Origin of the sequence: Streptomyces sp. MK37H, assembly GCF_018035285.1 — a bacterium.
Lineage (GTDB): Bacteria > Actinomycetota > Actinomycetes > Streptomycetales > Streptomycetaceae > Streptomyces > Streptomyces endocoffeicus.
In genome coordinates this window covers 1-17053 of sequence record NZ_JAAAYH010000180.1, presented here as the reverse complement: position 1 = coordinate 17053, position 17053 = coordinate 1, and the positions used below count along the sequence as shown (strand labels likewise).

Annotated in this window: 15 protein-coding genes and 1 pseudogene; 9 read left to right on the top strand and 7 right to left on the bottom strand. The window is 71.3% G+C overall.

The genetic code is table 11. The annotated features are described in order from the left end of the window. The first annotated feature begins 277 nt into the window (after nt 1-277). Entirely contained in the window at nt 278-1021 is a 744-nt protein-coding gene (locus tag GWI24_RS23955) for an antibiotic biosynthesis monooxygenase (RefSeq protein WP_210947973.1), read from the top strand. A 139-nt stretch (nt 1022-1160) separates the two neighbouring features. Here GWI24_RS23955 and GWI24_RS23950 read toward each other — a convergent pair whose 3' ends face one another. Further along, on the bottom strand, nt 1161-2123 hold the full coding sequence (locus GWI24_RS23950; protein WP_210947972.1) for a zinc-binding dehydrogenase: 963 nt from the start codon (nt 2121-2123) through the stop codon (nt 1161-1163). 236 nt (nt 2124-2359) lie between these two features. Continuing rightward, nucleotides 2360-3592, bottom strand: a complete 1233-nt coding sequence (locus GWI24_RS23945; RefSeq protein WP_210947971.1) for an NADP-dependent malic enzyme — start codon at nt 3590-3592, stop codon at nt 2360-2362. 512 nt (nt 3593-4104) lie between these two features. Here GWI24_RS23945 and GWI24_RS23940 point away from each other — a divergent pair. Genes GWI24_RS23940 through GWI24_RS23930 form a run of 3 tightly spaced genes read left to right on the top strand, consistent with a single transcriptional unit; the run spans nt 4105 to nt 6798 of the window. After that, nucleotides 4105-5058, top strand: a complete 954-nt coding sequence (locus GWI24_RS23940) for an ABC transporter substrate-binding protein (RefSeq protein ID WP_210947970.1) — start codon at nt 4105-4107, stop codon at nt 5056-5058. A 43-nt stretch (nt 5059-5101) separates the two neighbouring features. Continuing rightward, on the top strand, nt 5102-6040 hold the full coding sequence (locus GWI24_RS23935) for an amino acid ABC transporter permease (RefSeq protein ID WP_210947969.1): 939 nt from the start codon (nt 5102-5104) through the stop codon (nt 6038-6040). A gap of 5 nt (nt 6041-6045) precedes the next feature. Continuing rightward, nucleotides 6046-6798 carry an amino acid ABC transporter ATP-binding protein gene (locus GWI24_RS23930; RefSeq protein WP_037965037.1) on the top strand — a complete coding sequence of 251 codons (753 nt, stop codon included), beginning with the start codon at nt 6046-6048 and terminating at the stop codon, nt 6796-6798. 226 nt (nt 6799-7024) lie between these two features. Here GWI24_RS23930 and GWI24_RS23925 read toward each other — a convergent pair whose 3' ends face one another. Next, nucleotides 7025-7813, bottom strand: coding sequence for a trans-aconitate 2-methyltransferase (locus GWI24_RS23925; protein WP_210947968.1), 789 nt, complete (start codon nt 7811-7813; stop codon nt 7025-7027). A 119-nt stretch (nt 7814-7932) separates the two neighbouring features. On the opposite strand from GWI24_RS23925, the gene GWI24_RS23920 reads away from it, so the two are divergent. After that, on the top strand, nt 7933-8595 hold the full coding sequence (locus GWI24_RS23920; RefSeq protein WP_308343978.1) for a CGNR zinc finger domain-containing protein: 663 nt from the start codon (nt 7933-7935) through the stop codon (nt 8593-8595). A 56-nt stretch (nt 8596-8651) separates the two neighbouring features. Here GWI24_RS23920 and sodX read toward each other — a convergent pair. Further along, nucleotides 8652-8960: pseudogene (gene sodX / locus GWI24_RS23915) on the bottom strand (nickel-type superoxide dismutase maturation protease); the annotation flags it as partial. 160 nt (nt 8961-9120) lie between these two features. Between sodX and sodN the strand changes: the two are divergent. Continuing rightward, nucleotides 9121-9516, top strand: a complete 396-nt coding sequence (gene sodN, locus GWI24_RS23910) for a superoxide dismutase, Ni (RefSeq protein ID WP_210947966.1) — start codon at nt 9121-9123, stop codon at nt 9514-9516. A gap of 133 nt (nt 9517-9649) precedes the next feature. Here the strand turns inward: sodN and GWI24_RS23905 are convergent, their stop codons facing one another. Next, a complete protein-coding gene (locus GWI24_RS23905) occupies nt 9650-10210 on the bottom strand; it encodes a TetR/AcrR family transcriptional regulator (RefSeq protein WP_210947965.1) in 561 nt (186 codons plus the stop codon). Between the two features lie 132 nt (nt 10211-10342). Here GWI24_RS23905 and GWI24_RS23900 point away from each other — a divergent pair, with 132 nt between their 5' ends. Together GWI24_RS23900 and GWI24_RS23895 are read left to right on the top strand one after the other, a co-directional pair. Beyond that, the gene (locus tag GWI24_RS23900) at nt 10343-11269 is read left to right on the top strand and encodes an NmrA family NAD(P)-binding protein (RefSeq protein WP_210947964.1); all 927 of its coding nucleotides are present in this window, start codon (nt 10343-10345) and stop codon (nt 11267-11269) included. Between the two features lie 126 nt (nt 11270-11395). After that, entirely contained in the window at nt 11396-13852 is a 2457-nt protein-coding gene (locus tag GWI24_RS23895) for a SpoIIE family protein phosphatase (RefSeq protein WP_210947963.1), read from the top strand. A 24-nt stretch (nt 13853-13876) separates the two neighbouring features. Here GWI24_RS23895 and GWI24_RS23890 read toward each other — a convergent pair whose 3' ends face one another. Next, nucleotides 13877-14386 (bottom strand): pyridoxamine 5'-phosphate oxidase family protein, encoded by a 510-nt coding sequence (locus tag GWI24_RS23890; protein ID WP_210947962.1) that lies wholly within the window; start codon nt 14384-14386, stop codon nt 13877-13879. 95 nt (nt 14387-14481) lie between these two features. Then, the gene (locus tag GWI24_RS23885; protein WP_210947961.1) at nt 14482-15681 is read right to left on the bottom strand and encodes a LysR substrate-binding domain-containing protein; all 1200 of its coding nucleotides are present in this window, start codon (nt 15679-15681) and stop codon (nt 14482-14484) included. A 303-nt stretch (nt 15682-15984) separates the two neighbouring features. On the opposite strand from GWI24_RS23885, the gene snpA reads away from it, so the two are divergent. Next, nucleotides 15985-16650, top strand: coding sequence for a snapalysin (gene snpA / locus GWI24_RS23880; protein ID WP_210947960.1), 666 nt, complete (start codon nt 15985-15987; stop codon nt 16648-16650). Nucleotides 16651-17053: the final 403 nt, after the last annotated feature.

Genomic DNA, 17053 nt, shown 5'->3' with positions numbered 1-17053 from the left:
CCAAGCCCCGGTTTCGGGAAGGGGCGGGAAGGGGGAAAGACCCGCCGGACACCCCCGTAAGCGCTCCGCCGGAAGTGCCCCGACCTGCCGTCGATCGTCCGCGGCGGAGCCGCATATCGATACGGCCCCGCGCCCCTGGCCGCTTGACTTGAACCGCGGTTGAAGTTTCAGGATCGGGGTCGGAGGGGCGCACCACGGGGGAGCGCCTCTCCGGTCCCAATGCCCTCTCCCCCGGCTTGCTCGGCGTTCCGACGTCCCCAACCGCGAGGAGACCGCCATGTCCGCCCCGACCAGCCCCGGACCGCTGCCCGATCTCACCCGGCCCGATGTGGGCGCCGCGCTGTTCAGCACCTGGAGCGTCGGCACACCGGAACGCCAGCGGGCCACGGTCGACGCCATCGCCGCCGCCTGGGACAGCCGCCCCTGGCCGACGCCCGAGCTGCTCTCCTACAACCTCTACGCGGGCACGGACGGCGATACGCTGATGCACCACTCCCAGTGGGCCGACGAGGCCGCGTACCACGCCTTCTTCCGGACCCAGCGCCAGCAGCGCAATGACGCGATCGACAGCGCGGTCCCGGACATCAAGCGGCTCGGTCTCGCGTACTACCGCCACTACCGGAGCTTCCAGGCACCGGCCGCCGCACAGGACGCCACGACGGACCCCGGGCTGTTCGTCGTGGTCGAGATCGACTTCAACGACCCCGATCCCCAGGTCCGCCGGTCCTGGGTCGACCTGGTCATCGAGGCCCTGGAGAGCGAGCCCGACCCGGGCCTGCTCTCCGCCGACTTCCATCTGATCGCCGACGGCGAGCGCCATCTGTCCACCGACCGCGCCCGGGTGCTCAACTACGCCCGCTGGACCGACGTGGAGGCGTACGAGGCGGCCCTGGCGGCCGGCGGGCCGCGCGACGGCGGCTCGTCCGCCTGGGACCGGGTGCGCGACTTCCCCGCTCTGGTGGGTGCCTCGTCCCGCTCCTATCGCTTCCGGCGGAGCTTCGTACGGCCGTCGGCGTCGTAACGGAATTCCGGGAATTCCCGGGGCGCGAGGGCCGGCGGCCGCCGCGTATAACTCCGTTTACTCCGCTTACTCCGCGAATCCCCGGCCCGCACAACGGCCGGGGACCCGCACAACGGCCGGGGATATGCCGCCGCGATATTCAGACCGTCAGCACGACCTTGCCGAAGAGATCGCCGCCCGCCATCTTCTCGAACCCCTCACGGGCCCGGTCCAGCGGCAGCACCGAATCGATCACCGGCCGTACCCCGCGCGCGGCGCAGAAGCTCAGCAGGTCCTCCAGCTCGTCCTTCCCGCCCATCGTGGAGCCGACGACCTTCAGCTCCAGGAAGAAGATCCGGTTGAGCTCGGCGGCCTTCGGGTTGGGGCCGCTGGTGGCGCCCGAGATCACCAGGGTGCCGCCGGGCTTGAGGGACTTCACCGAATGCGACCAGGTCGCGGCGCCCACCGTCTCGATCACCGCGTCCACCCGGCGCGGCAGCCGCTCCCCCGGCTCGTACGCGCCCTCGGCGCCCAGCTCGACGGCGCGGGCCCGCTTGGCCTCGTCACGGCTGGTGGCCAGCACCCGCAGCCCGGCGGCCGCGCCCAGCACGATCGCGGCGGTGGCCACACCGCCGCCGGCGCCCTGGACCAGGACGCTGTCGCCGGGGCGCACCCCCGCGTTGGTGAACAGCATGCGGTACGCGGTCAGCCAGGCCGTGGGCAGGCAGGCGGCCTCCTCGAAGGAGAGTTCCTTGGGCTTGGGCAGCACATTCCAGCTGGGGACGGTCACCTTCTCGGCGAAGGTGCCCTGGTAGCGCTCGGTGAGGATGGAGCGGGGCTCCTTCGGGCCGACGCCGTGTCCGCTCTGGCCGATGACGGAGTGGAGGACGACCTCGTTGCCGTCCTCGTCGATCCCGGCCGCGTCGCAGCCGAGGATCATCGGGAGCGACTCCTCGCCGAGGCCCACGCCGCGCAGCGACCACAGGTCGTGGTGGTTGAGCGAGGCGGCCTTGACGTTCACGGTGGTCCAGCCGGGCCGGGCCGCCGGCTCGGGGCGCTCCCCCAGTTCGAGGCCGCTCAGCGGCTGGTCACGGTCGATACGTGCGGCATAGGCAGCGAACATGATCCCGACCTTAGGCCGCGGGGCGACCCCACGGAACCGCACCACGGTGTGACCCCGCTCGCCCGCCGGACAGCGCACGGGCCGGGCCGCCCCTCCGGCTGAGGGGCGGCCCGGCCCGTAAAGAAGGCACGTGGCCCGTAAAACACCTGGCCCGTAAAGCACCTGGCCCGTGACGTCACCTGGGCCCGCACGAGTCACCCGGGCGCGTAGCCGCCACCCGGGCCCCTGGCGGGGCGTCAGCGGCGGGCGACGCCCTCCGCGCGGGCGGCCGCGGCGACGGCCGCGGTCACGGCGGGGGCGACCCGCTCGTCGAACGGCGAGGGGATGACCTTGTCCGCGCTCAGCTCGTCGGCCACCACGGCGGCCAGCGCCTCGGCGGCCGCGAGCTTCATGCCCTCGGTGATCCGGGAGGCCCGGACCTGGAGGGCGCCCGCGAAGATGCCGGGGAAGGCGAGGACGTTGTTGATCTGGTTCGGGAAGTCGCTGCGCCCGGTGGCGACCACGGACGCGTACCGGTGGGCGACGTCCGGGTGGATCTCCGGGTTGGGGTTGGCCATCGCGAAGATGAAGGCGTCCGGCGCCATCTTGGCCACCGCGTCCTCCGGCACCGTGCCGCCGCTGACGCCGATGAAGACGTCGGCGCCGTCCAGCGCGGCCTCCAGGGACCCGGTGAGCCCGGCCTTGTTGGTGAAGCCGGCCAGCTCGCGCTTGACGTCGGTGAGGTCCTCGCGGTCCGGCGAGACGACGCCCTTGCGGTCGCACACCGCGACATCGCCGATGCCCGCCTCGGTGAGGATCCGGGCGATGGCCACACCGGCGGCGCCCGCCCCGGAGATGACGGCGCGCAGCTGACCCAGCGCGCGGTTCGTCAGCCTGGCGGCGTTGCGCAGCGCGGCGAGGGTGACCACCGCCGTGCCGTGCTGGTCGTCGTGGAAGATCGGGATGTCGACCCGCTCCTGGAGCTTGCGCTCGATCTCGAAGCAGCGGGGCGCGGAGATGTCCTCCAGATTGACGCCGCCGAACGAGGGCGCGAACCGGGCGACGGTCTCCACGATCTCGTCCACGTCCCGGCAGTCGAGCGCGATCGGCACCGCGTCCACACCGCCGAACTGCTTGAAGAGGATCGCCTTGCCCTCCATCACCGGAAGGGACGCCTCCGGGCCGATGTCGCCGAGCCCCAGCACCGCGCTGCCGTCCGTCACCACGGCGACGACCTGGGACTTCCAGGTGTAGTCATGGACGAGCTCGGGCTGCTCGGCGATCGCGCTGCACACCTTGGCCACGCCCGGTGTGTACGCGAGGGACAGATCGTCCCGGTCGCGCACGGGCACGGTCGCCTGGACGGCCATCTTGCCGCCGCGGTGCAGGACGAACGCCGGATCGAAGGGCTCCCCGTCGGTCACGCCCTCGGCTCCTTCGCCGCTGCCGCTTGTGCTGTCGCTGCGAGGATTGACCATCTCCGCTGCCACTGTTTTGACCCCTTTGTCGTTTTTCTGTCGAGGGTATCCGCCCCAGGTTCGGAGCGGGCGGGCACCGCGTCGTCCCATTCAGCGGATGACCACCGCATGGGTGTGGGTACGAACGCCGGGCGCGTCGCACACGCGCCCTGAGCCCCGGGTGAGGGGTGTAGCCGTCTGTTCTACCTGAAGCGCGCGTCGAGGGACGAACGAGTTCTGGTGCCATGACGCCGGAAAACCAGGCATTGCGCCTGAAGGCGGGCGATGCTCTAGGGAAAGTCCATGGCGCCGTCACGCGCTGTTCTCCGCGTGATCATGAGCCTGCCCCGCGTCACCGGCCGCCGCTGTCCGGCCGGTACCGCTGTCCGGTTGTGCACCACGGGGATCGCCCGTTATCCGATTTTGACATGGCCAGCGGCCCGTACGGGCTCGTCCGATGGCAAGATGCCCCAATCACACGAGATCGCGACACCCACAAACGTGTTCCCCAGATCTCGCCCCCTCACCCTCCCGGAGGAACCAGCATGACCGCCAGCTTCACGCCCCGTGGGGCCACCCTGAAGTCCCGGATGGCCTCCGTAGGCGCGATAGCGGTGGTAGGCGCCCTGCTGCTGACGGGCTGCGGCGATCAGACCGACAAGGCCACGGGCGGATCCAACAGCAACTCCGCCCCGCTGTTCAACCAGCTGCCCAAGGAGATCCAGAGCTCCAAGGTGATCAAGGTGGGCTCGGACATCAACTACCCGCCGGTCGAGTTCAAGAAGAACGGCGAGGTCATGGGCATCGACCCGGACATCGCCGACGCGCTCGGCAAGCAGCTCGGGGTGAAGTTCGAGTTCAACAACGGCACCTTCGACACCCTGCTCTCGGGTCTGCGCTCCAAGCGCTACGACATCGCCATGTCGGCCATGACCGACAACAAGGGCCGCCAGGAGGGTGTCGACCCGGACACCGGCAAGAAGGCGGGCGAGGGCGTCGACTTCGTCGACTACTTCACCGCGGGTGTCTCGATCTACACCAAGAAGGGCGACACCAAGGGGATCAAGACCTGGGACGACCTGTGCGGCAAGAAGATCGTCGTGCAGCGCGGCACCGTCTCCCACGACCTGGCCAAGTCCCAGTCGAAGACCTGCCTGAAGAACAAGAAGGGCAAGATCTCGATCGAGGCGTTCGGCAATGACACCGAGGCCCAGACCCGGCTGCGCGGCGGTGGCGCCGTCGCCGGCTCCAGCGACTTCCCGGTCGCCGCGTACGCGGTGAAGACCTCCGGCGGCGGCAAGGACTTCGAGCTCGTCGGCGATCAGGTGGAGGCGGCCCCGTACGGCATCGCCGTCGCCAAGAAGAACACTCAGCTGCGCGATGCCCTCAAGCAGGCCCTCGCCCTGATCATCGCGAACGGCGAATACGACAAGATCATCGCGAAGTGGGGCGTCAAGGACGGCGCGGTCACCAAGGCCATCATCAACGGCGGCAAGTGATCCGGCCCTCCCCCGTCCGCGCTCGCGCTGAAAGGCACCATCCGTGACTACTAAGATCGAAAAGGCGGGTCCGGTCGACGCCCCGCCGCCGGCGCCGGAGAACATCAAGGCCATCCCGGTGCGGCACTACGGCCGCTGGGTCGCCGCGATCATCGCCATCGCCCTGATCGTCCTGCTGATCTCCGCCTTCGCCCGCGGTGACGTCAACTGGAACGCCATCCCGGACTACTTCTTCGACGGCGAGGTCCTCAGGGGCGTTCGCAACACCGTCTGGATCACCATCCTCTCGATGGTGCTCGGCGTGACCCTCGGCATCATCCTCGCGGTGATGCGGCTGTCGAAGAACCCGGTGACCGCCTCCATCGCCTGGGGCTACATCTGGTTCTTCCGCGGCACCCCGGTCTATGTGCAGCTGCTGGTCTGGTTCAACCTCGGCCTGGTGTTCGACTACATCAACATCATGCCGATCTACAAGGACGAGTGGTCGGACTTCATGACCCCGTTCCTGGCCGCCCTGCTGGGCCTGGGCCTGAACGAGGCCGCGTACATGGCCGAGATCTGCCGGGCGGGCCTCCAGTCGGTCGACGAGGGTCAGTCCGAGGCCGCCCAGGCGCTCGGCATGAGCCACGCCAAGACGCTGCGCCGGGTGGTGCTGCCGCAGGCGATGCGGGTGATCGTGCCGCCGACCGGCAACGAGTTCATCAATATGCTCAAGACCACCTCGCTGGTGATCGCGGTGCAGTACTGGGACCTGCTCCAGGCCACCTCCGAGGTCGGGCAGAACTCCGGCGCCACGGCGGAGATGCTCTTCCTCGCGGCCGCCTGGTACCTGATCCTCACCTCCGTACTCAGCGTCGGCCAGTACTACCTGGAGCGGTACTACGCGCGCGGCTCGAGCCGTAGCCTGCCGGCCACCCCGCTGCAGCGGGTCCGGGCCAATCTGCTCTCCTTCAGCAACCGCTCCGGAGGTGTCGGCGCATGACCGCCATGGTGAAGGCCGAGGGCGTCCACAAGTCCTTCGGCCCGGTTCAGGTCCTCAAGGGCATCGACCTCGAGGTCGCCCCGCGCGAGGTGTTCTGCCTGATCGGCCCGTCCGGCTCCGGCAAGTCCACCTTCCTGCGCTGTATCAACCACCTGGAGAAGATCAACTCCGGGCGGCTGTACGTGGACGGCGATCTGGTCGGCTACCGCCAGAAGGGCGACAAGCTCTACGAGCTCAAGGACCGCGAGGTCGCCGAGAAGCGGCGCGACATCGGGATGGTCTTCCAGCGCTTCAACCTCTTCCCGCACATGACCGCGCTGGAGAACGTGATCGAGGCGCCGGTCCAGGTCAAGCGGGAGTCCAAGGCGGTGGCGCGGGAGCGCGCGCTGAAGCTGCTGGACCGGGTGGGCCTCGCCGACAAGGCGGCCAACTACCCCTCCCAGCTCTCCGGCGGCCAGCAGCAGCGCGTGGCGATCGCGCGGGCGCTGGCGATGGAGCCGAAGCTGATGCTCTTCGACGAGCCCACCTCGGCGCTCGACCCGGAGCTGGTCGGCGATGTGCTCGATGTGATGCGCGGGCTCGCGGAGGACGGCATGACGATGATCGTCGTGACGCATGAGATGGGCTTCGCGCGCGAGGTCGGGGACTCGGTCGTCTTCATGGACGACGGCGTGGTGGTGGAGTCCGGGCACCCCCGGGAGGTGCTGACCAATCCGCGGCACGAGCGGACGAAGTCGTTCCTGTCCAAGGTGCTCTAACCGGATCGGCGGAATTCGGCTGGGGTTCGGTGGCGCCCCGAAGGGGCGCGGGGCCGTGTCGATCTGCGGCTCCGCCGCGCGGGCGCGACCAGCCACGACGGCGCCGCGGACGATCGACGGCAGGTCAGGGCACTTCCAGCGGAGCGCTTAGGCGCCGCACATGCGCGAGGGCGGTACGGGCACCGGCCCGTACCGCCCTCGCGGCGCCTGTCCGCCGCGAGGGCGGTCACTTCAGCCCGAGCACCATCGCGTCCGAGGGCGAGCACCAGACGGCCCGCGCCTCCCCGAAGCCCACCGCGCGCAGCGTGTCCGCATGCCAGGCGACCGGCTGGAACGCCTCGGCCACGCCGTTCGCGTGGTCCGGCCCGTCGGCCGGATTGCCGAAGATCGTGAACCGCTCGGCCACCGGCCCCGCCAGCGCCTCGTCCCGCGCGGCGGTCTGCCACCAGGCCACCCAGTCCTGGGTGGACTCGGCCTTGGCCCGCGCCCGCCGCGCCTCCTGGTACGCGTGGTCGGCGGCGTTGAGCCGGGGCGTGGCCGGATCGGGCATGTGGTCGGCGTTGAGGAACACCCCGCCCTCGCGCACCACGCCCGCGATCCGCCCGTACAGCACCCGCAGTTCGTCCGAGCCCAGCCAGTGGAGCGCCGTGGCGGTCAGGACGGCGTCGTACGCACGGTGCGGCAGCCGCTCGGTCCAGCCGGGGTCGCGCAGGTCGGCGGTCACGAACGCGGCGCGCGGCTCGGCCGCGAAGTGGCCGCGGGCGATCGTCAGCAGCGCCGGGTCGAGGTCGACACCGGTGCTGGTGGCGCCCGGGAACCGGCGCAGCGCCCGGTCCGAGATACTGCCCGTGCCACACGCCAGGTCGAGGATCCGGGGCTCCGGGCCGACGACGGCCTCGACCGTGTCGAGCATCACCCGGAACCGTTCCTCACGATCGGGGAGGTACCACTCCTGCTGCCGGTCCCAGCTCCGCTGCCACGCCTGCCAGTCCGCCACGGCGACGGTGTCCGTCATCGAGCCCCCTCCAAGCCATGCGTCATCGTCTCGGCGCAGCCGCCCGTAATACCCTCGTAGGCAGAACGCCTCTTACCTGACCTGATGTGACCCTAGACCGCCGTTCGTAAGGACCACAAGTGGAACTGGCTTATTACTCGGATCTCGCCGTGCGCCTGGTCAACAGCGAGGAGCCGAGCCGCGGCACCGACACCCTGACCTCGGTGGAGGCCGTACGGGCGCTCTTCGGGGAGAGCCAGCAGGCGGCCCGGCGGACGACCGACGCGGATGTCACCCGGCTGAGGTCGGTCAGGGCCCGGCTGCGCGCGGTCTTCGAGGCGGCGGCGGGCGGCGACGAGGTGCTGGCGGTGGACCTGCTGAACGCGCTGCTCATCGAGTTCCCGGTGAGTCCGCAGATCTCCGGCCATGAGACCCGCGACGAGGACGGCCGCCCCAAGTGGCATATGCACATCGCGGACTACGCCGCCAACGCGGGCGCCGGCTATGCCGCGACCGCCTCGATGGGGCTGGCCTTCCACCTCACCGAACTGGGCGCCGACCGGCTGGGCGTCTGTGAGGCGTCACCCTGCCGCAACGCCTATCTCGACACATCGACAAATCGTTCCCGGCGCTACTGCTCCGACCGCTGCGCCACCCGCGCCAATGTGGCCGCCTACCGCGCCCGCAAACGCCTGGACGCCGAGCGGACGGCCGGTGCCGAGCGCAGCCGCCGCCAGGACCGCGAACCCACGGGCCGTACGGCGGACACCGCCCAGGAGACCAGCCCGGCCATCGACCGCTGACCACCGCGCCCGGCGCCGTGCAGCGGCCGCAGCCGCACCCAGGCCCGGGCCACCACCAGCTCGTCCGGCACGACGCCGAACTCCCGGCTGTCGTTCTCCACGTACGGGTTGTCGCCCTTGACCCACCAGCCGCCCTCGCGCCGCTCCACCACACGCTTGACGATCAGCAGATCCTGCCGGAACGGATGGCGCAGAACCACCACGTCCCCCGGCCGTACGGGCGCGCCGTAGCGCACCACCAACTGGTCGCCGGGGTACAGCGTCGGCTGCATCGACGGGTTGTACACCTCCGCGAGCCCGATCCGCAGCAGCCCGCGCTGGTCGCGGTCCGACTCCTGCCCGCGATCGCCCTGCTGCTCCCGCATCACGGCACCTCCGGTCCTCACCCTGCCCCCATCACGATCCCAGGCATCCCAGCCTTGCACTGGACTTTTGACCTAAGCCCCCCGGGGCACCCGAGAAAAGGCTTCCCCCACGGAGTAATCTCGCACCTGAGAAGACGATCACGAATGGAAGGACAGCTCTATGCTCTCCCGCCTGTTCGCTCCCAAGGTTCAGGTCAGCGCCCACTGCGACCTGCCCTGCGGTGTGTACGACCCGGCCCAGGCCCGCATCGAAGCCGAGTCCGTCAAGGCCATCCAGGAGAAGTACCAGGCCAACGAGGACCCGCACTTCCGCGCCCGTGCCACCACCATCAAGGAGGAGCGCGCGGAGCTCGCCAAGCACCACGTCTCGGTGCTGTGGAGCGACTACTTCAAGCCCCCGCACTTTGAGAAGTACCCCGAGCTGCACCAGCTGGTCAACGACACCCTCAAGGCGCTGAGCACGGCCAAGGGCTCGACCGACCCGGCCACCGGGCAGAAGGCCCTGGACTACATCGCCCAGATCGACAAGATCTTCTGGGAGACCAAGAAGGGCTGACCCCGCCCTTCCTCAGCACCACCGGACCGCACCCGAGCCGCCCCGAGTGGCCCGGGTGCGGTCTTCTTTGTCGTGAACCTTTCCGGTTTGTCTTGAACATCCTCGCCGGGCGGCGGGGTTGACGCCCAGTCCCTCACCCCCGCGGGCTGATGCCCGCCACGGTCAGGTGCAGCAGCCGGGTCGCCTCGGTGGCGGGGTCGGGGTGGTGCTGGGTGGTCAGGGCGATGCCGGCGATCAGGGTGACCAGGTCGACCGGGGTCACGCCGGGGGCCACCGCCCCGGCCCGCTCGGCTCGCCGCAGCAGGGGCTCGCCCGCCTCGGCGAGGGTGTTCACGCAGGGGTTCGCGTGCTCCGGGTCGAGCTCCCCGTCCCGTAGGAGCGCGGTGGCCAGGCCCTGGACCGTGGCGGAGTAGACGGTGAGCGCGCCCAGCCAGTCCAGCAGTGCGGCCCGTACGTCGTCCGCCTCCGCGAGCTCGCGGGCGCGGGTGGCCAGGGTTTCGATGCGCTCGCGGAAGACCGCTTCCAGCAGGGCGCGCCGGGTGGGGAAGTGGCGGCGCACGGTGGCCGAGCCGACTCCGGCGGTGCGGGCGATCTGCTCCAGGGAGGCGTCGGCGCCGTGCGTGGCGACCTCCTCCTCGGCGACGGCGAGGATGCGCGCGTAGTTGCGCCGGGCGTCCGCGCGCTGGGCGGGCATGGCGTCACCTCCGGGTTGCTAAGTGGCGGGGCCCTCCGTATCGTACCGAGACGTAAGTGGCGGGGCCCGCCGTTTAGCGTTTCCAGTCGACTTGTCGATGAGTCGATACCTCTCTGCCCGAGGAGCAGCAGCATGACCGTGGAATCCCCGACGTCCGCCCCCGTCCTCGTCACCGGTGCCACCGGACAGCAGGGCGGCGCCACCGCCCGCGCCCTGCTCTCGGCGGGCGTTCCCGTGCGGGCCCTGGTCCGTGATCCGGCCGGTGAGCGGGCCAAGGCCGTGGCGGCGCTCGGCGCCGAGCTGGTCACCGGCGATCTGCTCGACCTCGACTCGGTGCGGCGGGCCGCCGAAGGAGCGCGTGCCGTCTTCTCGATCCAGATGCCCGATATGAACGATCTCCAGGGCGACTCCGAGTGGATCCAGGGGCGCAATCTGATCGAGGCCGCGCGGGACGCGGGGGTGACGCAGTTCGTGCACACCTCCGTCTCCGGGGCCGGGCAGCACCACACCGCGCCCGGCTGGGCGGAGGGCCGCTGGGCGGCGCTCGAGCACTACTTCGCGACCAAGAGCGGCCTCCAGGACCGGGTCCGGGAGGCGGGTTTCCGCCACTGGACGATCCTCAAGCCCGCCTTCTTCATGGAGAACTTCCTGTCCCTGCTCCCGAACGGCCCCGAGGGCGGCCTGGCCACCATCCTCGAGCCCGGCACCGAGCTCTCCCTCATCGCCGTCGCCGACATCGGCACGGCGGCCGCCGCGGCCATCGCCGAGCCCGAGCGGTTCCACGAGGTCGAGCTGGAACTGGCGGGCGACCACATGACCATGACCCGGGTCGCCGAGGTCCTCTCCGAGGTCACGGGCACCGAGCTGACCGCCCCGTCGATGACCGTGGACGAGGCGCTCGCCGCCGGGATGCCGCAGTGGGGCCTCGGGCACGGGTGGCTGAACGCGGTCGGCCAGCCCGCCCGCCCCGAGTTCGCGCGGGCCCTCGGCCTCCCGCTCACCGGCTTCGCCGAGTGGGCCGGGCGGCATCTGCGGCCCGCGCGGCCCGCGGTGGTCTGACCCGCGCGCTCCCCAGGGCGTCCGCTCCGGGCTCCGGGCTGTGGTTGATGCCCGGACCGGAGTGGACCAGGCTGGAAGGGAGCCCTGGTGGACGGACCCGGTGCCGCCCCCGGAGGGATGGCGAGGATGAAGCGCCACGACAGCGGCTCCGCGCGGGAGCGGGGCGGCTTCGACGAAGCCGATACGGCACGAGCCACCGTCAGCGATGATGGGACGCTGACCAGCTGGAACGAGGGCGCCCGTCGACTGCTCGGGCATCCGTCCCCCGATGTCGTGGGGCGGCCCGCCGCCGAGCTGCTGGCCGATCCGGGCCGCGCGACGGGCGCCGAGGCCCGCCATGCCCGCACCCGGCTGACCCGGTGGCACGGGACCGTGGCGCTGCGCCACCGGGACGGCCGCGAGGTCCCCGTACCGCTGCTGGCGCACCGCAGACGGCCGGAGGGCGACTGGCTGCTGGTGACCGCGGCACCCCGCGCGGAGCAGCCCCCCGAGTCGTGGAACGACGCACTGATGCAATGGGCCTACACCCAGTCGCCCTGCCCGATGGCGATCTACGACGCCGATATGCGGCTGCGCACGGTGAACGCCGAGATGGCCCGCGTCACCGGCCTCCCCGAAGCCGAGATCCGCGGTCTGCGGCTGTCGGAGATCAAGGGCAAGCTCCAGAGCGAACAGCTCGAAGCGGCCATGCGCCATGTGCTGACCACCGGCGAGCCGCGCGAAGTGGAGACGTATCTGCGCGTCGGAAGCGACGAGATCAAGGAGCAGGCCTGGTCGGCCCGGTTCGCCCCGCTGCAGGCGAGGGACGGGCGGGTGTACGCGGTCTGCATGGCGGCGCACGACATCACCGATCAGTATCTGGCCCGACAGCGGCTGCTGCTGCTGAGCGCCGCCAGCGAACGGATCGGCTCCACCCTCGACATCGACCACACCGCGCAGGAGCTCGCCGACGTCTGCGTACCGCGGCTGGCCGACTACACCAGCATCGACCTGCTGGACCGGCTGACCCAGGAGGAGGAGCTGCCGTCCGGGCCGCTCACCGACCCGGTCGCGCTGCGCCGCGCCGCCCGGCAGTCCATCTACGAGGGATGCCCCGAAGCCGTGGTGCCGGTGGGGAGGGTGGACACCTACCCGAAGGTCTCGCCGATGGCCGAATGCCTGGTGGCGGGGCATCCCATCATCCACACGTCCGCCGACTCCTCGATCGCCGAGTGGGGTGCGCTGAAGCCCGAGCGCGCCGAGACGATCCGGCGGTTCGGCGTCCACTCGATCATGTCGGTGCCGATCCGGGCGCGGGGGACGACGCTCGGGGTGGCCGTGTTCGCCCGCCACCGCACCCCCGAGGCGTTCACCCAGGACGATGTGGTGCTGGCCGAGGAGATCACCACCCGGGCCGCCGTCTGTGTGGACAACGCCCGCCGCTTCACCCGGGAGCGCAACACCGCCCTGGCCCTGCAGCGCAGCCTGCTGCCGCGGACCCTGCCCCAGCCGCCGGCCGTCGAGGTCGCCTCCCGCTATCTGCCCGCGGGCCCGTACGCGGGGGCGGGCGGGGACTGGTTCGACGTCATCCCGCTCTCCGGGGCGCGGGTCGCGCTGGTCGTGGGCGATGTGGTCGGCCACGGCATCCAGGCGTCGGCCACCATGGGCCGGCTGCGGACGGCGGTCCGTACCCTCGCCGACGTCGATCTGCCGCCGGACGAGCTGCTCACCCACCTCGACGACCTGGTGATCCATCTGGCCGCGGAGACCGGGGCCGAGGAGGCCACCGGGGATGTGGGGGCCACCTGTCTGTACGCGGTCTACGACCCGGTCTCGCACCGCTGCTCGCTGGCCGCGGCCGGGCACCCCGCCCCGGCGCTGGCCAGGCCCGACGGCTCCGTGGAGTTCCTGCCGGTGCCGCCCGGACCGCCGCTCGGGGTCGGCGGGCTGCCCTTCGAGGCGATGGAGACCGAGCTGCCCGAGGACGCCGTGCTCGCCCTCTACACCAATGGGCTGATGGGCGAATGGGACCGCGATGTGGACGAGGGGCGCCTGCTGCTGGCCGACGCGCTCGCCCACCCCTGCGGCTCCCTGAGCGGCACCTGCGACGCCGTGCTGCGCACGCTCCTCCCCGGCGAGGGTGTGCTGGACGACGTCGCGCTGCTGCTCGCCCGCACCCGCGCCCTGGACGCGGCGCACGTGGCCACCTGGGACGTGCCCGCCGACCCGGCGTGGGTCGCGCGGTCCCGCCGGAACGTGACGCAGCGGCTGACCGAATGGGGGCTCGACGAGGCCGTCTTCACCACCGAGCTGGTCGTCAGCGAACTGGTCACCAACGCCATCCGGCACGCCGTCCCGCCCATCCAGCTGCGGCTGATCCATGACCACTCGCTGATCTGCGAGGTCACCGACTCCTCCAGCACCGCCCCGCATATGCGCCGCGCCCGCACCTTCGACGAGGGCGGCCGCGGGCTGCTGCTGGTCGCGCGGCTCAGCCAGCGCTGGGGAAGCCGCCAGACCGCCGAGGGCAAGACGATCTGGTCGGAGCAGACCCTTCCGGTGGGGCTGCCCGGCGGGCTGCTCGACCTGGACCCACTGGACTGAACGGCCCGGGGGCCTCCGTGGACCTCAGAAGCGCCAGCGCGTCTGGCCGTACTCGCCCTTGCGGAAGCCGAACGCCGTGGCCGGGGCGACCCGGAAGACCAGGGCCTCATGGCTCGCGTGGTGGACGGCGCCGTCGCGCACCTCGAAGGTCCACTCCTCGCCGTACTTCTCCACGTACGCCGCGGCGATCCGCCGGAGCGTGGCGTCGTCCCGCACCGGCTCGGCCGCGCCCTCGACCACCAGGTCAAGACCCTCGCGCAGCACGCCCGCACCCGTGGTGAGGACGCAGCGCGGATTGTGCGCGAGGTTGCGGGCCTTCTGCTCGGTGGGGCCGGTGCAGAAGCAGAGCGCGCCGTCGAGCCAGACGGCGACGACCGGGGTGACGTGGGGGCGGCCGTCCCGGCGGACCGTGGAGAGCCAGTAGAGCTCCGCGGCCGCCAGCCGCTCACGCCCCTCCGGCCAGGCGGTGGCGGTGGCGTCCGGGCTGCTGAAACGGGTGTCCAGCGCGGTCTGCGGTTCGTGCTCGGTGATCATCTGCTCGCTCCTCGCATGGCGTGGCGGTCCGGTGCGGTCCCGTGTACTCGGACCGCCCGGCGGAGCGAAAGTCATCGCTCGCGACCCCCTCGGGGCTACGAGACCTCGGCGGGCCCGGCGAGCCCCAGGATGTCGAGCTCGTCGCGGGTCGGGGGCTCCTGGAGGCGCAGCAGCGGGCTCTCGTTGCGGACCAGCCACTGGCGGTACACGACGCTCGCCCAGGCGATCTCGAAGTACGCGTCCGCCAGATCGCCGAAGAGGGCGTCCACGTCGAGGGGCGCACCGGGCGCCGCGGCGTCGACGTCGATGGGCATACCGGACACCGGGTCCGGGGCGGGTTCGGTGGCACCGGTACGGGCCACAGTGTCCGGGGCGGGTTCGGTGGCACCGGTACGGGCCGCAGGGTCCGGAGCGGGTTCGGTGGCACCGGTACGGGCCGCAGGGTCCGGGGCTCTGTCGGCGCCGGTACGGGCCGCCGGGACCGCCCGTGAGGCCAGGAACAGCCGGACGGTCAGCGGATCCCCGTGCAGCGGGCGGACCGCCACGCCCTGGCGGGACCGCGCGGTGGGCTGGCAGGGGGTGACCACCTCGCCCGAGGCGACCAGGTCGGCGGCGGTCAGATAGTCCCCGTACACCACCCTCGGATTGAGCCCCGCGGCGGCCAGCACCCGGCGCAGCCCCGGGCCCTCGCCGTCCACGCTGGGGTCCACCATCCACTGGTCGGCGGCGAGCTCGGCGAGCCGCACCACGGGCCGTGCGGCGGCCGGATGGGTTTCGGCCAGCGCCACGAACTGCGGCTCCCGCTCCACGAGCACCCGGCGCTCCACGCCCTCGGGCACCCGCAGCGGCGCACCCTCGACCTCGTGGACGAAGGCGACGTCCAGCTGGTTGGCGGCGACCATCTGCAGCAGCGCGTTGGCGGAGACGTCGATGTGGATGGTGGTGTCCGCGTCCGGGTAGCGGGCGCGGAGCCTGCGCAGCCAGCCGACCACGGCCCGGCTGCCCGTGCTGCCGATGCGCAGCCGGGCGTCGGCGGTCTGCCCCGCCTCCAGCCGGACCTCGTCGACGAGGGCGTTCATCTCGGCCACGATCGACCGGGCGCGGCACAGCACGGACCGCCCCAGGGGGGTCGGCCGACTGCCGGTGACCTCCCGCGAGAACAGCCGGCCGCCGATGGTGTTCTCGATCCGCCGGAGCTGGGTCGTCAAGGACGGCTGGGTCATGCCCAGTTGACGCGCCGCCTTCCGTAGGCTGCCGGTGTCGGCTATGGCGCACAGTGCACGGAGGTGCCTCACCTCGAGCTCCACGGCGGGAGCATAACTGCGCACTTGTCCGTCACACCAGACTCTGAAATCCCGCCAACCCATATCGGAAACGATCAATCGGTGGTCAAACACGGGTCAACGGGGTGTCAAACGCCGGTCATCGGCTGGCTTCCGAGTCCCGGCGGGGGATATGCCCTCGTCCTATCACCAGTTGATATCTCCGCGTACGGCCGGTTCTCCTCAAGACTCTGCGTCAGCCAAGAGTTCATCCCACGGCCCCGGCCGCCACCCCACACGGCGACCGGGGCCCGAGGACGATGAGGAGCCCCCCACATGTCACTCCCCAAGCTGGCGCTGTCCGCGACCATCGGCCTCGGCCTGGCGGTCTCCCTGTCCGCCATGCCCGCGTCCGCGGCAACGCCCGACCACTCCACGGCCCAGCGCGGTGCCGCGGCCGCCGCCTACACGGCGAGCGGCGAGGAGCGGGCCGACACCGACGCCTTCATCAAGGCCGTCATGAAGTCGGCGCTGGAGAAGCGGGCGAAGTCGCGCAGCGCGACGGCGGCCGTCACCGTGACCTACAACGCGAGCCAGGCCCCGACCTTCAAGTCGGTGATAGCCCGCTCCACCCAGATCTGGAACTCCGCGGTGAGCAACGTGAAGCTCCAGGAGGGCAGCAACGCGGACTTCACCTACCGCGAGGGCAATGACCCCCGGGGCTCGTACGCGAGCACCGACGGGCACGGCAGCGGCTATGTCTTCCTGGACTACGCCCAGAACCAGGAGTACGACTCGACCCGGGTCACCGCGCACGAGACCGGCCATGTGCTGGGTCTGCCGGACCACTACGAGGGTCCGTGCAGCGAGCTGATGTCCGGTGGCGGCCCCGGCACCTCCTGCACCAACTCGCAGCCGAACCAGGCCGAGATCAGCCGCGTCAACCAGCTCTGGGCCAATGGCCTGGCCAAGCTCGAGAAGCAGCTGGCCAAGAGCCACTGAGCCCGCCGAACCCACTGATCCGCTGGATCAGGGCCTGACCGCCCGCACCCGGTTCCCGACGCCGGGTGCGGGCGCTCGGCGTGTGCGGACGCCGTATCGGCGTACGTGGGCGCCGGGGCCGTGACACATGGGAAGCGACGCCACCTCCGGCCAGAGGTACCGTATAGACACCAGGAGTATTTCGCACAAACCGGCCGGATTCCCTCCAGCTGTGGGCCCCGGTCCCAGGGAGTGAGCACCATGGAGACCCTGATCACCGTGGTCGTCATCCTCGCGCTGATCGCCGTGGGCGCCCTGCTGATCCACCGGACCAATGTCCAGAACGGCAACCGCATGTCCCCCGAGAGCCACGAGACCCTCCCGGGCGGCGAGCGGCCCCGCCATCGCGCCTGGGGCCGCGGGC

What these genes read in the sequence shown, in the direction of transcription:
- GWI24_RS23955 (WP_210947973.1), top strand. Translation starts at nt 278, where the DNA reads ATGTCCGCCCCGACCAGCCCCGGACCGCTGCCCGATCTCACCCGGCCC.
- GWI24_RS23950 (WP_210947972.1), bottom strand. Translation starts at nt 2,123, where the DNA reads ATGTTCGCTGCCTATGCCGCACGTATCGACCGTGACCAGCCGCTGAGC.
- GWI24_RS23940 (WP_210947970.1), top strand. Translation starts at nt 4,105, where the DNA reads ATGACCGCCAGCTTCACGCCCCGTGGGGCCACCCTGAAGTCCCGGATG.
- GWI24_RS23930 (WP_037965037.1), top strand. Translation starts at nt 6,046, where the DNA reads ATGGTGAAGGCCGAGGGCGTCCACAAGTCCTTCGGCCCGGTTCAGGTC.
- GWI24_RS23925 (WP_210947968.1), bottom strand. Translation starts at nt 7,813, where the DNA reads ATGACGGACACCGTCGCCGTGGCGGACTGGCAGGCGTGGCAGCGGAGC.
- sodN (WP_210947966.1), top strand. Translation starts at nt 9,121, where the DNA reads ATGCTCTCCCGCCTGTTCGCTCCCAAGGTTCAGGTCAGCGCCCACTGC.
- GWI24_RS23905 (WP_210947965.1), bottom strand. Translation starts at nt 10,210, where the DNA reads ATGCCCGCCCAGCGCGCGGACGCCCGGCGCAACTACGCGCGCATCCTC.
- GWI24_RS23900 (WP_210947964.1), top strand. Translation starts at nt 10,343, where the DNA reads ATGACCGTGGAATCCCCGACGTCCGCCCCCGTCCTCGTCACCGGTGCC.
- GWI24_RS23895 (WP_210947963.1), top strand. Translation starts at nt 11,396, where the DNA reads ATGAAGCGCCACGACAGCGGCTCCGCGCGGGAGCGGGGCGGCTTCGAC.
- GWI24_RS23890 (WP_210947962.1), bottom strand. Translation starts at nt 14,386, where the DNA reads ATGATCACCGAGCACGAACCGCAGACCGCGCTGGACACCCGTTTCAGC.
- snpA (WP_210947960.1), top strand. Translation starts at nt 15,985, where the DNA reads ATGTCACTCCCCAAGCTGGCGCTGTCCGCGACCATCGGCCTCGGCCTG.